The organism is Paenarthrobacter sp. NPDC089988, assembly GCF_044748465.1.
Lineage (GTDB): Bacteria > Actinomycetota > Actinomycetes > Actinomycetales > Micrococcaceae > Arthrobacter.
The window spans coordinates 73,261-86,006 of sequence record NZ_JBIVGD010000004.1; the positions used below are offsets into that span (position 1 = coordinate 73,261).

Below are 12,746 nucleotides of genomic sequence, written 5' to 3' on the forward strand. Positions count from 1 at the left end.
GCCTCGTCCGTCGGTGAACGGACGACCACGCGGGTCCGCTGCCAGTTCGCTGTTCCGCAACAGCGCACTGGACAGTGGACCCGCGTTTTGGCGTTAAGGCAGCCGCACGCTCAGCTCCTGGAGCAACGCCTCTGCGGCCGCGCGGGACGACTCCGGGTTCTGCCCTGTGATGAGCAGGCCGTCCTGGACCACGTAGGATTCCCAGTCCGGCCCGCGTGAGAAGAGTCCACCCTTGGCCGTGAGCTCGTCCTCGAGGAGGAACGGCACCACTTCGGTGAGTCCAATGGCTGCCTCCTCTGTGTTGGTGAATCCGGTAACTTTCCTGCCTTCAACCAAGGGCCGGCCGTCAGGATCCTTCACGTGGCGCAGGACTCCGGGCGCGTGGCAAACGAGCGCTAGGGGCTTGTTGGCATGGGCAAAGCTTTCAATCAGGACGATGGAGTCCGGATCCTCGGACAGATCCCACACCACCCCATGACCACCGGGATAGAAGACCGTGTCAAAGTCCTCCTGGGAGACTTCGGAGAGCTTCACGGTCCGGCCCAGTTGGGCCAAGGCATCCTGGTCGGCAAGGAAACGCCGGGTCTGGTCCGTTTCGTAGTCCGGCCCGGCGCTGGCGGGGTCAAACGGCGGGCGCCCGCCCAGCGGCGAAGCCAGGGTAATGTCAGCGCCGGCCTCCTTGAAGGCGTAGTAGGGCGCCGCCAGTTCCTCGAGCCAAAAACCGGTCTCGCGTCCGGTATCCCCCAATTGCCCGTGCGACGTCAGGACGATCAAAATCTTCATGGTGTTCCTCTCCGTTGGGTTTCACGCTGACTTCAGGTAGGCGTCCTTGCGGGCCACTTTGGCCCCGCGGAATTCCCAGTGGTCCACGCCGCGCACGCTGTGCTGTTGCCCGTCGGCGGTGGTGCCGGTCAGGAGCCATTCCGAGACACCGAAGTCTCCGCTGACAGCGTGTCGGTCGGCCGCGTAGTGGGCGTCCGGCATGGCTGCGAACCGGGCCGCGAAAGCCTCGCGGATCGCCTTCTTTCCGATCAGGCGGCGTCCCCAGGGAGCGGGGCCTTGAGCCTGGTCAAAGGAGCAATCGTCGGTGAAGAACTCCATGATGGCTTCAAGGTCATGGGCGTTGAAGGCTTCAAGGATAGCCTCGAGGGTTTCAACGGAGGCAGCCACATCTGCGGCGGCGTTGATGGTCATCAAAATTCTTCTCTCTGCCGAAAAGCCGTGGTGTAGCTCCACGCTAAGGAAAGCCGGCCGCGTAAAGCTTGCAGATTCCGCCCGTGCTGTTGCGGATTCCGCAGGAGGGGGCCGAACCGCACCCTTGACACCTCAATCCATCCAGCGCGTATGCTGGCCTCCACTCCCCCGCCCACAACGACGTAGAGCCGGAGCCCCCTTGAGCCAGGCCCAAAACCCCCTCGAATTCCGCATCACCTCCGGCGACCTGATCGCCGAGCTCATTTCCCGTGCGTCCAGGACCGGAGCCAATGAAGGCGGGTTTCCGGGCTTGATGATCTACCGCTTCGAGGAGCCGGCCGCGCCGGTCTGGGAAGAAGTCAGCGAGCTCCACCTGTGCGTGATAGCCCAGGGCCGCAAGCGCATCACCATGGACGGCACGGACCACTTCTACGATCCGTTCACGTACTTGGCGATCCCCAACGATGTCCCCTTCCAGACGGTGATCCTTGAGGCAAGTCCGGAGAAGCCGTTCCTTTCCTTCGGCCTGCAGATCGATCCAGGCCTTGTTCGCGAGGTTTCGGCGCACATCCTCGAAGAACGGCGGGTGGCTGCCTTTGCCGAGCCGGCAAGCCAGGAAAGTCCGGCGTTCTTCTCTGCCCTGGACAGGGACATGATGGACGCGATCCTTCGCTTCCTCCGCTCCCTGAAATCACCCACGGACCGCCGTGTGCTGGCTCCTGCGTACTTGAAAGAGATCGTGTACCGGGCACTTCAGGCCGGGCAGTATTCGCGCCTCGTGGAACGTGCTGCGAGCGAAAGTGCCAGGAATCCGGTCAGCGCGGTCATCGCCTACGCCAAGGAACACTTGGCCGAGCCCCTGACAGTGGGCGAACTCGCCGGGCAGGCCCACATGAGCCCTTCGGCTTTCTCCCACCTCTTCCGGGATGTCACGGGCAAGTCGCCCTACCAGTTCGTCAAGGAACTCCGGCTGAACCGGGCGCGCGAACTGCTGGTTGAAAACACGTGCACCATCACGCAGATTTCCCGGGCCGTTGGCTACGGCAGCCCGTCCCATTTCATCAACGAATTCCGCGACCGCTACGGGGCCTCTCCGCGGGCTTTCGGCGCAGCACAGGCCGGTTTGCTGAAACAGGCCCAGTGACGTGGAAAGCCCAGTGATTCAGACGGCCTGGCTCGCGTACCAGGCCGCCACCTGGGTCCGCGATGTGAAGCCCAGTTTGGCCAGGATATTCTCCAGGTGCCCGTCCACCGTCCGCGGCGATACCACCAGCTCAGCGGCGATGTCCTTGTTGCTGCGGCCTTCGGCCACGAGCCCCGCGATCTGGAACTCCCGCTTGGTCAGGGCCGGCCCCGCGGGCGCCCGGTAGGCAGCGCCCGACGCCGGCCTCCCGCCGTCGGACTTCACGTCCCGTACGGCGCGTGGCTGCTTGGGCTGCGCCGGGGCTGTCACGGCGCGCACAAGCCCCAGCGCAATGTCGATGGCTTTCGCTTCCGCAGGCTCACCGGTTTCCACGCCAATGGCTTCGAAACGGTCCTCGCCCAATGCGCGTTTCAGGAGGACCGCCGTCGCGTCCTTGTCGCCTTCCAGATGCGGGCCGAACGCCGCGATCGACGTGCCGAACCCCTTCCACACAGCCCTCGCCGCGTGGTGGGCGGTGGCGGCCTCCTTGTAGTGCTTGAGCGTCGCGAGGGTCCACGCGACATCGTCCATGGTGAGGGCCGTGCAGATCCCGTCCAGGAAGTCCCGTTCGATCTCCAGGGCCCGGACATGCGCTTGCAAGGCGGAGTCGAGGTCGCCGAGGTGCCGCAAGCACAGTCCCGAAACCCAGTGCGCGTACGCCTTGGCCCACAACTCGCCCAGTTCCTGGCTCTCCACGATGGCCGCCCGGCACGCCTCGAGGCCCGCCTGCGCTTCCTCAGGCCCGGCAAAGGCCTGCGCCCAGGCCAGGTGGAACGTGGCGATGAGGGCGGACATGGTGTCCCCGGCAGCACGCTGTGCCGCGATGGCGTCCTTGAACATGGGGATGGCCGTTTGAAGGTCGCCGCTGAAGAGGTGGAGGAGCCCGTCCCAGTGATCGGCCTGCCCGTTGAGCAGGGCGTCGTTTCGGAGGCTCGCCACGTGCCGGCACTCCGCCAAATAGCCCGCCGCAGCGCTCCTCTCGCCTTGGACCAGGGAGATCCAGGCACCGGCCCAGAGCGCTTCGCCGCGCTCGGCGGTGGGTTCCGTGGTCAGCGCAAGCATCCGGTCCAGCCACCGGCGCCCGTCGCTCAGGTTGCCGCCGGCATGCCAGTGGTACCGAAGCAGCGCCGCGAGCCGGGTACCCGCCAGTTCCTCCCCGGGCGTGGACGCGGACCAGTCCAGCGCGGAGAGCAGGTTGGCGTGGTCCCGCCGGGCCGCCGCGAGCCTTTCGGCCTGGTCCGGCCCGCACCACATAGCCACCATCCGTGCCGCCCGGTCCAGGTAGTGGTCCCGTTGCCGACGGCGGAGTTCCTGGGTCTCGCCCAGGGCGTCCAGGAGCTCGGCCCCGTACTCGCGGAACGTGAAGAGCTGGCGGTAGCGTTGCCGGTTTCCGCCTTGGCTGGCCGAGCCTCCCGGACGTTCTGACAGCACCAGGGACTTGGCTACCAGGTGGTCCAGCAGGTCCAGGACCTCCCCACTGCTGATGTCCCCGAAGCCGCACACTTCCTCTGCCGCTTCGAGGTCGAAGCCGCCTGGGAAAACTGTGAGCCGTGCCCACAGGGTCCGCTCCGCCGGTGTGCACAGCTCGTAGCTCCAGTCCACCAGAGCCCGCAGTGTTTGTTGGCGCGGAATGGCAACACGGCTGCCGCCGGTGAGAAGGTCGAACCGCTTGTCCAGGCGCTCCACGAGCTGCGCAACGGACAGCGAGCGCAGCCTGGATGCGGCCAGTTCGATGGCCAGCGGGATCCCGTCCAGCCGTTGGCAGAGTTGACCGACGGCCCGACGGTTATCGTCCGCGATCTCAAAGTTCGGGTCCACGCTGCGGGCCCTGTCCGCGAGCAGCCGCACGGAGTCGAACGCTTCCAGGGAACCTTCGCCGAGCGTGGCTTCGTCCGGCGCGGCGAGGGGCGGGACGGTGTAGACCTGCTCGCCGAAGATGGCCAGCGGCTCACGGCTGGTGGCGAGGATCCGCAGTCCCGGTGCCAGGTCCAGGAGTTGAGATGCCACCGCCGCTACGGCATCCAGCAGGTGTTCGCAGTTGTCCAGGACCAGCAGGAGTTGCCGGTCCCGCAGGAAGTCCGCGAGCCGGTCCAGGGGCGCACGGTTGGACTGGTCGGCGAGGCGCAGGGCCGTGGCAACCTGCGATCCGATGAGGGATCCGTCTTCCAGCGCCGCCAGCTCGACGAACCATACGCCGTCGTGGAATCCCTTCCGCGAGCGCGAGGCAAGCTCCATGGAAAGCCGTGTTTTACCCACTCCGCCGGGTCCTACCAGCGTGAGGAGACGGGAGCGTGACATGAGGTCGCGACCGTCGGCGAGTTCCCGCCGTCGACCGATAAAACTCGTGAGGTCCTGGCCACCGGGGAGGTGCCCGACCAGTGCTGTGGTGCTCATAACCCTCCTGTGATGCTCCACACAATACAGGTAGTGAAGGGGGTGGTTTCACCCATACGCAACGTCCGTGAAGGGAGCAGGCTGAAGTCACACAAACGGACTGGGGGAGGCAAGGAAGGTGACAACGATGAAGCAACGAAGCGCATCGGGGTTCCACCCGCATCAGACGGAAACCGCGGCAGCTCTGCGGTCCAGCGGCCTGCAGTCCGGCGCCCGGCAGTTCGGGCACCCCGGGGCCCGCTGGGACCGTTGGAGCGACTGCCAGGTCTGGCCCGACTGCCTGGAAGCGGACGACGGCGGGTCCCCGGCCGAGCGGCCCAGGGCAGTTGCGTGAAGCCTCCCGAGGAACACAGGAATCCGCAACATCGCAGCAGGAATCTACATCCCTAATAACCAGGAGTTACTCATGACCCGTATCGCCTTCGTTGTCTCCAGCGCACAGGAGATCGACCTCCGCGACAGCCCCGGGCACCCCACCGGCTACTGGGCCGAGGAAGCGCTCAAGTCCTATGAGCGTTTCGTCTCGGCAGGTGCCGACGTTGTGGTGATCACTCCCGATGGCCGGCCGCCGGTGGCGGACCCCTACGGCTTGGAGCCCATCTTTCATTACCCGGACAAGGACAGAGACTACTTCGCCTCGGTGTACCGGACCTTCCACCACGATCCCGATGACATCCGGATCACCCTGCAGCACACCACGGAGCTGGAACTCGTGGCCTCGCGCAGGATCGCTGCCCTGCTCGTGGATAACGGCTTGTCCGAGCAGGAAGCCCACCAGCTGGTCAGCCGGGCTGCGAAGGCTGCGTGGCAGGAAAACCGGAAGCTCGAGGACGTCATGGTTGCCGAGGGGCTGACCGGCGGCCTGTCGGAGGAGGCGCTGCGGGCAGCAGTGACGGAACTGGACGAAGCCAGCTCCGCCGTGGCCAAGGAACGCAAGGCCCGGTTGGATACCATCCCCGGCTTCAACAACCCGGTGGCTTTGTCGTCGCTGAGCGAGGAAGAGCTCGGCGACTTTGACGCCGTCTTTGCCCCGGGTGGCCACGGCCCCATGGTGGACCTCCACGACAATCCGGACGCGGGCCGGCTGCTGGCCATCCTCCACGAAAAGGAAGCACCCATTGCCTCCCTGTGCCACGGCCCGGCACTCCTGCTGTCCGCACCGGAACGCCACGACGGCCAATGGCTTTTTGAGGGCTACCGCTTCACGTCCTACACCGACGACGAGGAGCAGCAGAACCAGATCGGAATGCTCGGCATGCCATGGCTCCTGGCCGACGCCCTCCAGAACGCGGGCGGGATCTTCGACGACGCGCCCTACGCCTGGGCGTCGCACGTGGTGGTGGACCGGAACCTCATCACCGGGCAGAACCCCAACTCCACCGAAGCAACAGCCGACGCCGTGGTGAAAGCCCTGGCACTGGCATGAGCGTCCCAACAACCCTGAAGGAGTCAACCATGTCCGTTAGTCCCCGGCAGACCGTCGACGCATTCCTGAACGGCTTCCGCCTCAAGGACGTCGAAGCAGCACTCTCCACGGTTTCCGACGACGCCAAGGTGACGGTCTATCCGCTGCTGGTGGTGGACGGAACCAAGAGCGTAGTCCGTAGCCTCTTGGAAGACATCGTGGCGGCCTTCCCCGATTTGCTGGTCACCGTCAAGAACGTGATCGAACTGGAACGGGGCCGGGTGATCGTTGCCGAGTTCAAGATCGAAGGAACGCAGGCCGCCGATTTCCTCGGCGCGATCAACCAGGAGAAGCACCTGGATCTGGACGTGGCGTGGCGGTTCACGCTTTCCGGCGAGGAGAACAACAGCCAGATCACCGGAATCGACGCCTACTGGTGCCAGAACCAGCTCTACCGCCGGCTCGCAGTGAAACGGCAGGACCAAGTCACGATCGTCCAGCAGAAGGTGAATGCGTAATGACACTCTTGGAAACTCCCGCAGGGACAGCCCCAACGACGGCCCCCATGACGGCAGGCGCGGCAGTCGCCGTCGTGACTGAATTCTTTGACGCGTACCGCCGCCGCGACGTCGTCGCCATGACCGATCTGTGCACCGACAACGCGGACTTCTCCTACATCCCGTTCGAGGTCTGGGCCAAGCAGCGCGTGGTCCGCGGCGACGGCAAGGTGCGCACCATCGGCCGCGTGATCTGGAGCGGACTGATCAACGCGTTCCCCAACCTGGGCAACGAGATTTACCACATCGACGGCAATGACAACGGGGACGTCGTGGTTTCCTGCGACATCAACGGCACGCAGCAATCCGCGTGGGGGTTCATCACCTCCCAGGGGCAGTACTTCGCCGAACCGCACCTGTTCATCATGCACGTCAACGATCACGGCCTGATCGACAGCATCCGGGCCTATTGGGACAACGCAGGTGTCAACCGACAACTCGGCCACCTCGAAGTCGACTAAGAGAGGAAGAGAACACACCATGGCTCTGCTCAAACGAGAAGAATGGCAGGACTTCGTCCGCAACACCGACTGGACCCTGTCCTATGTGGATGACGAGGCCGTCTACCCGGACTGGCTGACCGGAACCGGCAAGGTCCCGCGGGAAGCCTGGCTCAAGTGGGAAGAGGGCTACAAGGTCAGCTACCCCGAATACGTGTACACGCAGCGCGAAAAGGAAGCCGCAACGTACGCGGTCAAGGCCGCCCTGCAGCGCACATCCACGTTCGACCACCTTGACGAAGGCTGGAAGTCATCGACGAAGATGCACTTCGGTGGCGTGGCCCAGGTGGAGTACACGGCAATGCTCGCCGAACTCAAGATGGCCCGCTTCGGCCTCAACGCGGCCTGGCGGAATATGGCGGTCTACGGACAGCTGGACGAGTTGCGGCACAACGCGCTCACCACCTTCTTCGGCCACGAACTGGTGGCCAAGGATCCGCAGTTCGACTGGACCCAAAAGACGTACAGCACCAACGACTGGGTCCCGGTGGCCCTGCGTACGCTGTTCGACGGGTTCATGACCACGTCCAACGCCGTGGACTGCGCACTCATGTTGCCTTTGACGTTCGAGACCGGCTTCACCAATCTGCAGTTCGTGGCCTTGTCCGCGGACGCCCTGCAGGCAGGCGACATCAACTTCGCCAGCATGATCTCCTCCATCCAGACCGACGAAGCCCGGCACTCCCAGCAGGGCGTTGCCACGTTGGAGATCCTGATCGAGCACGATCCGCAGCGCGCCCAGTGGGTCATCGACAAGGGCTTCTGGGCCAACGCCCGCGCCTTTGCCGCCCTCACCGGCCCGGCCATGGACTACTACACCCCGTTGGAGCACCGGAAGCAGTCCTACCGGGAATTCATGGAGGAATGGATCGTTGACCAGTTCGTCCGCACCATCGAGGACTACGGCCTGAAGAAGCCGTGGTTCTGGGATGAGTTCATGCGCGGCCTGGACACCTGGCACCACAGCCTGCACATGGGCCTGTGGTGGTGGCGGCCCACCCTGTGGTGGAAGCCGACCGCGGGTGTCTCCAAGGACGAACGCGACTGGCTGCGCGAGAAGTACCCCAACTGGGAGGCCGTATACGGCGACAAGTGGGACACCATCATCGATAACGTCAACGCGAACAACGTTGCCGCGACGCTGCCCGAAACCCTCCCGTGGTTGTGCTCCACGTGCCACCTGCCCATGTGCAACCCGACGCAGTCGCGGGACGGTTCATGGCGTATCCGTGAACACTCGTTGGACTACAACGGCAAGAAGATCCACTTCTGCAGCATCGCGTGCCGCCAGATCTGGTGGAAGGACCGCGACAACGTCAACCACCAGACCCTGGTTGACCGCTTCCTGGCCGGCCAGATCCAGCCGATGACCGTTGAAGGCATCCTTGGCTACATGGGCCTGACCCCGGACGTCATGGGCGACGACCCGGACTATGCGGCCTGGACCAAGGACTATGTGGGCCGCGAAGCCAGTGGCCTCATCCGGGTGGGTGGCTAGCCATGACCGAGCAGAAGATCGAACTCGGCGTCGAAGACCGGGCACCGGAGCTTGTCCCGCTCAACGCCATCTTCTCCACGGACTTCGTGGCCATCCTGGTCCCCGTGACCACGGCCAACACCATGGACGAGGTAGCCGCCGCCGTCGCCCACCACTCCGAAGGACGCCGGGTGCGGGCACTCCCCTACCCCAAGGTGGTGGTCCACAAAGGCCGCAAGCTGCCCGGTTACATGACCGTGGCAGAAGCCGGCATCACCGCCCTCGATTTCGTCGCGGTGGAGTACGACACGTCAGGAGCTGCATCATGAAGAACCCCGTAGGCCCGGTCTTCAGGATCGGTGACGAAGTGGACAAGATCATCTCCGCCCTGGAGGACGACAATCCGGACACCGAGATCGAGGTCATTGACCGTGGTGCGTACGTGCGGGTCCAGGCCGAAGACAAGCTGGTCCTCACCGAACCGACGCTGCAGGACCACCTTGGCCCGGACTACCGCATCCGTTCGCTGGAAGTCGTCATGTCCTCTTTCTCCGGCCGCGTCTCCACCGAGAGCGACTCCATCATCTGGCAAACAGCCGAGTCCGCGAAGGCCGGCGCCACGAAGGGAAGCAACTGATGAACGCCCCCGCACCGCGGCAGCGCAAGCTCCGCACGTTCAGCGCCTTCGGCGATGTCCGCAGGCTGCCGAGCGAATACGAGATTGTCACCCACGCACAGAACTGGAATACGCGCAGCGGCAAGTCCAGCGTCTTCGAGCAGAACCCCTCGTCGCCGGGCAACCTGTGGTTCCTCACCTACCGTGAGAACTCGCCGTTCCAGGCCGATAACTGGGAGGACTTCCGCGACCCGGACCAGATCGCCTACCGCTCCTATGTGAACCTGCAGGCCAGCGAACAGACAAAGCTCGACGGAGTCCTGGAAAGTTACGCCGGAGCGGACAGTTCCCTGTCTGCCCAGCAACTGGAGATCCTGGGCTCCCTCTTCACCCCGTCCCGCTTCCTGGTCCATGGGTTCCAGCAGGCCGAGGCCTACGTTGGCTTCATCGGCCCCAGCTCCTACGTGACGTCCGCAGCCGGTTATGCCAATGCCGACTTCCTGCGCCGCGTCACCACCATCGCCTACCGGACCAGGGCTTTGCAGATCGCCCATCCCGAATCCGGCATCGGAGACCGCGAGCGCGAAATCTGGGAGCAGCACCCTGCCTGGCAGCCGGCGCGCGAAGCGATCGAACGGGCCTTGATCGCCTACGACTGGGGTGAGGCTTTCACCTCGCTGAACCTCGTCCTCGGACCGACCCTGGACGATCTCCTGATCCGCCAGTTCGGCGAGGTCAGCCGGGCCAACGGCGACGAACAATCCTGGTTGCTGTCCAACCATCTTGCGGAGGACAGCAACCGGCGCAACCGCTGGAGCGGGGCGCTGGCCAAGTATGCGCTGGCACAGCGCCCATCCAACGAGGCTCCGCTGCACAAGTGGAGCAACCGTTGGTCGGAGCTGGCGGACGCCGCAGTTGAGGGGCTTGCCCCGCTGCTCGGCATTTCGGCGGCGGAAGCCGTTGCAGGCGCCCGGACCTCCCGCGCGCAGTACCACCAGGACATCTTCGAAATGGCAGAGAAAGTGAGCTGATCGAAATGAGCGAAACAATCCCACAGACGTGGCACGAAGTCTCCAACATCGACGACCTCTGGGAAGGCGAGATGACCGCCGTCGAGGTTGAAGGCAAATCAGTCCTCCTGGTCAACAACGACGGCGAGGTGCTGGCGTTCAAGAACCGTTGCCCCCACCAGGAGTGGCCGTTGGACGACGGCGACCTCGACGGCAGGAAACTCACCTGCGCCCAGCACCTGTGGGAGTTCGATGTCTGCACCGCCAAGGGCATCAACCCGTCCACGCATCACCTGACCCAGTACCCGTGCCAGGTGAACGATGAGGACGGCACCATTTCGGTGAGCATCCCATGAACAGGGTGGTCCTGGTCGGCGGCGGGGTGGCTACCACCGCCACCGCCGCCGGCCTCCGCGGCGCCGGGTTCGACGGCGACATCGTCCTGGTGGCCGACGAGGAACACCTCCCGTACGAGCGTCCGCCGCTGTCCAAGGAGTATTTGGCCGGCACGTTCGACTGCACGGATTTCCAGGTGAACCACGAAGGCTGGTACCCGGACAACGATGTGGACCTGCTGCTGGGAACCCGGGCCGTGGGCCTGGACGTGGCCGAACGGCGGGTGTTCCTCTCCGACGGCGGCTCGCTCGACTACGACTCGTTGGTGCTCGGCACCGGCGCACGCGCGAAGACGCTGCCCGGGTTCGGTGGGCAGCGGGTCCACGTTCTGCGGACCATCGCCGACGCCGAGCGCCTTGGCGCCCAGATCAAACCAGGCCGCCACCTGGCCGTCCTGGGTGCCGGATTCGTGGGCTGCGAGCTGGCGGCTGTTGCCACCGGCCGCGGTGCCCGCGTCACGGTGTTCAGCCCAGGCCCGCTTCCACTCCGGTCCCTTGGACCGGAAATCGGTCAGGCCATGCTGGACATCCACCGGGAGCAAGGCGTGGAGATGCGCATGGAGGAGACAGTCACTTCCATGACGGAAACCATCTTCGGCCTGGAGCTCCACACCAGCAGCGGGGCCGTCATCGAATGCGATGAACTGCTGGTGGGCGTCGGTTCCGTGCCGAATGCGGAGATTGCGGCCGAGGCCGGGATAAAGGTCGACGACGGCATCCTCACCGATGAGCATGGCCGCACCAGCGCACCAAACGTGTACGCGATCGGCGACGTTGCCGCCCGCTACCATCCCCGGTACGAGCGGCGGATCCGGGTAGAACACCACGACACTGCCATGAGGCACGGCGCCAACCTGGCCCGGAACCTCCTGGGGGAATCGGAACCGTTCACCGAGGAGCACTACTTCTGGTCGCACCAGTATGACCACAACCTGCAGTCGTTGGGCTATGCCGACGGAGGTACGCGGGTGGTCCGTGGTTCGGTTGCCGGCCGCTCCTTCTCGATTTTTTCCGTTGTGGAAGGACAGATCAGGGCAATGGTTGCCTTGAACCGGCCACAAGACCTGCTGCAGGCACGCAAGCTCATGGCCGTGCCCCACCAGGTCACCGGGGAACAACTCGCCGACGAGGAGTTTCCATTGAAAAGCCTGCTGCCGCAGAGAACCCGGCAGCCGCAAAGGGAGGTGCGAGCATGACCCTGTTGGCAGAAACTACAGACATCATGGTCCGGGAGCCCCAGCTCCGGATCGCAGAACCGGAAGCTTCCGCGGCACTTGCCCGGGTGATGGGAAAGCCTGCGGAAGAAGCCCGGGCCAAACTCCGCTTCGGGCCTGGAACCACCAGCGAGCAACTGGCCCGCGTCCTGGATAAGGCCCTGGCCCATGCCCAGCAGGCGGGGCTGGCACCGCAAACGCTGGTGCTTTATGCAGGAACCGCCGTGGCGGCAGAGGACATTGTCCGTATCCGGCGCAAGGCACATGGCGTGGCTGACTGGATCTCCAGCCCCACCAGCGAAGTAACCATTGTGCTGCGACCTGCCGGTTTGGCTTCCGTGACGGCACTGCCGTTCCCGGTCACCCGCTCGGCTGTCCGGCCCGAACCGGTCAAGGTGGAGCGCGAACCCGTGGTGGAGACTCCGGAAGAGACCGCGGTGCTGGAAGCCTTGTACGAGGTGATCGACCCGGACCTCGGCGTGAACGTGGTGGACCTTGGCTTCATCCGCCGTATCCGTGTGGAGAACCCAGGCCACGCGACCATCACCATGACGCTCACCTCGGCGGCTTGCCCCCTGTCACACGTGATGGAGCGCAACATCGGGGCTGCGTTGGCCTCCCGCGGCACTACTTTCGAGGTGCAGTGGGAATGGGTGCCCAGCTGGCGGCCGTCGGACATCACTCCGGACGGCCGCGAACAGCTCCAGGCCATCGGTTTTTCTGCCTTCTAAGTTGCGTTGCGGGGCCTGCTTTGCGTGCTTCAAGTGATTCTTAGGGCGCAGAGCAGGCCCCGCAACGCGG

Annotated in this window: 15 protein-coding genes; 12 read left to right on the plus strand and 3 right to left on the minus strand. The window is 64.8% G+C overall.

What is annotated here, in order from left to right; all coding sequences use genetic code 11:
- Nucleotides 1–93: 93 nt before the first annotated feature.
- A complete protein-coding gene (locus ACIPV6_RS07275) occupies nucleotides 94–783 on the minus strand; it encodes a type 1 glutamine amidotransferase domain-containing protein (protein WP_400270228.1) in 690 nt (229 codons plus the stop codon).
- A gap of 21 nt (nucleotides 784–804) precedes the next feature.
- Nucleotides 805–1,194: a nuclear transport factor 2 family protein gene (locus ACIPV6_RS07280; protein ID WP_400270229.1), complete on the minus strand. Its 390-nt coding sequence runs from the start codon at nucleotides 1,192–1,194 to the stop codon at nucleotides 805–807.
- Between the two features lie 199 nt (nucleotides 1,195–1,393).
- Here ACIPV6_RS07280 and ACIPV6_RS07285 point away from each other — a divergent pair, with 199 nt between their 5' ends.
- The gene (locus ACIPV6_RS07285) at nucleotides 1,394–2,338 is read left to right on the plus strand and encodes an AraC family transcriptional regulator N-terminal domain-containing protein (protein ID WP_400270230.1); all 945 of its coding nucleotides are present in this window, start codon (nucleotides 1,394–1,396) and stop codon (nucleotides 2,336–2,338) included.
- 18 nt (nucleotides 2,339–2,356) lie between these two features.
- Here the strand turns inward: ACIPV6_RS07285 and ACIPV6_RS07290 are convergent, their stop codons facing one another.
- The gene (locus ACIPV6_RS07290) at nucleotides 2,357–4,771 is read right to left on the minus strand and encodes a LuxR C-terminal-related transcriptional regulator (RefSeq protein ID WP_400270231.1); all 2,415 of its coding nucleotides are present in this window, start codon (nucleotides 4,769–4,771) and stop codon (nucleotides 2,357–2,359) included.
- A gap of 127 nt (nucleotides 4,772–4,898) precedes the next feature.
- On the opposite strand from ACIPV6_RS07290, the gene ACIPV6_RS07295 reads away from it, so the two are divergent.
- From ACIPV6_RS07295 to ACIPV6_RS07345, 11 genes are all read left to right on the plus strand, one after another.
- Nucleotides 4,899–5,105, plus strand: a complete 207-nt coding sequence (locus tag ACIPV6_RS07295) for a hypothetical protein (protein ID WP_400270232.1) — start codon at nucleotides 4,899–4,901, stop codon at nucleotides 5,103–5,105.
- Nucleotides 5,106–5,177: 72 nt separating this feature from the next.
- Complete coding sequence (locus ACIPV6_RS07300; protein WP_400270233.1) at nucleotides 5,178–6,197, plus strand: DJ-1/PfpI family protein; 1,020 nt, start codon at nucleotides 5,178–5,180, stop codon at nucleotides 6,195–6,197.
- 29 nt (nucleotides 6,198–6,226) lie between these two features.
- The gene (locus ACIPV6_RS07305) at nucleotides 6,227–6,694 is read left to right on the plus strand and encodes a nuclear transport factor 2 family protein (RefSeq protein WP_400270234.1); all 468 of its coding nucleotides are present in this window, start codon (nucleotides 6,227–6,229) and stop codon (nucleotides 6,692–6,694) included.
- Complete coding sequence (locus ACIPV6_RS07310) at nucleotides 6,694–7,194, plus strand: nuclear transport factor 2 family protein (RefSeq protein WP_400270235.1); 501 nt, start codon at nucleotides 6,694–6,696, stop codon at nucleotides 7,192–7,194. Before ACIPV6_RS07305 ends, ACIPV6_RS07310 begins: the two co-directional genes overlap by 1 nt.
- Nucleotides 7,195–7,213: 19 nt before the next feature.
- Nucleotides 7,214–8,731 (plus strand): toluene monooxygenase, encoded by a 1,518-nt coding sequence (locus ACIPV6_RS07315; RefSeq protein ID WP_400270236.1) that lies wholly within the window; start codon nucleotides 7,214–7,216, stop codon nucleotides 8,729–8,731.
- Nucleotides 8,732–8,733: 2 nt separating this feature from the next.
- Nucleotides 8,734–9,039, plus strand: coding sequence for a toluene-4-monooxygenase system B family protein (locus tag ACIPV6_RS07320; protein WP_400270237.1), 306 nt, complete (start codon nucleotides 8,734–8,736; stop codon nucleotides 9,037–9,039).
- The gene (locus ACIPV6_RS07325; RefSeq protein ID WP_400270238.1) at nucleotides 9,036–9,347 is read left to right on the plus strand and encodes an MmoB/DmpM family protein; all 312 of its coding nucleotides are present in this window, start codon (nucleotides 9,036–9,038) and stop codon (nucleotides 9,345–9,347) included. The genes ACIPV6_RS07320 and ACIPV6_RS07325 overlap by 4 nt, the downstream gene beginning before the upstream one ends.
- On the plus strand, nucleotides 9,347–10,357 hold the full coding sequence (locus ACIPV6_RS07330) for a hypothetical protein (protein WP_400270239.1): 1,011 nt from the start codon (nucleotides 9,347–9,349) through the stop codon (nucleotides 10,355–10,357). Before ACIPV6_RS07325 ends, ACIPV6_RS07330 begins: the two co-directional genes overlap by 1 nt.
- A gap of 5 nt (nucleotides 10,358–10,362) precedes the next feature.
- Nucleotides 10,363–10,692 (plus strand): Rieske 2Fe-2S domain-containing protein, encoded by a 330-nt coding sequence (locus ACIPV6_RS07335; RefSeq protein WP_400270240.1) that lies wholly within the window; start codon nucleotides 10,363–10,365, stop codon nucleotides 10,690–10,692.
- Nucleotides 10,689–11,927, plus strand: a complete 1,239-nt coding sequence (locus tag ACIPV6_RS07340; RefSeq protein WP_400270241.1) for an NAD(P)/FAD-dependent oxidoreductase — start codon at nucleotides 10,689–10,691, stop codon at nucleotides 11,925–11,927. Before ACIPV6_RS07335 ends, ACIPV6_RS07340 begins: the two co-directional genes overlap by 4 nt.
- The gene (locus ACIPV6_RS07345) at nucleotides 11,924–12,676 is read left to right on the plus strand and encodes an iron-sulfur cluster assembly protein (RefSeq protein WP_400270242.1); all 753 of its coding nucleotides are present in this window, start codon (nucleotides 11,924–11,926) and stop codon (nucleotides 12,674–12,676) included. The genes ACIPV6_RS07340 and ACIPV6_RS07345 overlap by 4 nt, the downstream gene beginning before the upstream one ends.
- Nucleotides 12,677–12,746: the final 70 nt, after the last annotated feature.

What these genes read in the sequence shown, in the direction of transcription:
- ACIPV6_RS07325 (WP_400270238.1), top strand. Translation starts at nt 9,036, where the DNA reads ATGAAGAACCCCGTAGGCCCGGTCTTCAGGATCGGTGACGAAGTGGAC.
- ACIPV6_RS07330 (WP_400270239.1), top strand. Translation starts at nt 9,347, where the DNA reads ATGAACGCCCCCGCACCGCGGCAGCGCAAGCTCCGCACGTTCAGCGCC.
- ACIPV6_RS07320 (WP_400270237.1), top strand. Translation starts at nt 8,734, where the DNA reads ATGACCGAGCAGAAGATCGAACTCGGCGTCGAAGACCGGGCACCGGAG.
- ACIPV6_RS07335 (WP_400270240.1), top strand. Translation starts at nt 10,363, where the DNA reads ATGAGCGAAACAATCCCACAGACGTGGCACGAAGTCTCCAACATCGAC.
- ACIPV6_RS07275 (WP_400270228.1), bottom strand. Translation starts at nt 783, where the DNA reads ATGAAGATTTTGATCGTCCTGACGTCGCACGGGCAATTGGGGGATACC.
- ACIPV6_RS07300 (WP_400270233.1), top strand. Translation starts at nt 5,178, where the DNA reads ATGACCCGTATCGCCTTCGTTGTCTCCAGCGCACAGGAGATCGACCTC.
- ACIPV6_RS07305 (WP_400270234.1), top strand. Translation starts at nt 6,227, where the DNA reads ATGTCCGTTAGTCCCCGGCAGACCGTCGACGCATTCCTGAACGGCTTC.
- ACIPV6_RS07280 (WP_400270229.1), bottom strand. Translation starts at nt 1,194, where the DNA reads ATGACCATCAACGCCGCCGCAGATGTGGCTGCCTCCGTTGAAACCCTC.
- ACIPV6_RS07340 (WP_400270241.1), top strand. Translation starts at nt 10,689, where the DNA reads ATGAACAGGGTGGTCCTGGTCGGCGGCGGGGTGGCTACCACCGCCACC.
- ACIPV6_RS07295 (WP_400270232.1), top strand. Translation starts at nt 4,899, where the DNA reads ATGAAGCAACGAAGCGCATCGGGGTTCCACCCGCATCAGACGGAAACC.
- ACIPV6_RS07315 (WP_400270236.1), top strand. Translation starts at nt 7,214, where the DNA reads ATGGCTCTGCTCAAACGAGAAGAATGGCAGGACTTCGTCCGCAACACC.
- ACIPV6_RS07290 (WP_400270231.1), bottom strand. Translation starts at nt 4,771, where the DNA reads ATGAGCACCACAGCACTGGTCGGGCACCTCCCCGGTGGCCAGGACCTC.
- ACIPV6_RS07345 (WP_400270242.1), top strand. Translation starts at nt 11,924, where the DNA reads ATGACCCTGTTGGCAGAAACTACAGACATCATGGTCCGGGAGCCCCAG.
- ACIPV6_RS07310 (WP_400270235.1), top strand. Translation starts at nt 6,694, where the DNA reads ATGACACTCTTGGAAACTCCCGCAGGGACAGCCCCAACGACGGCCCCC.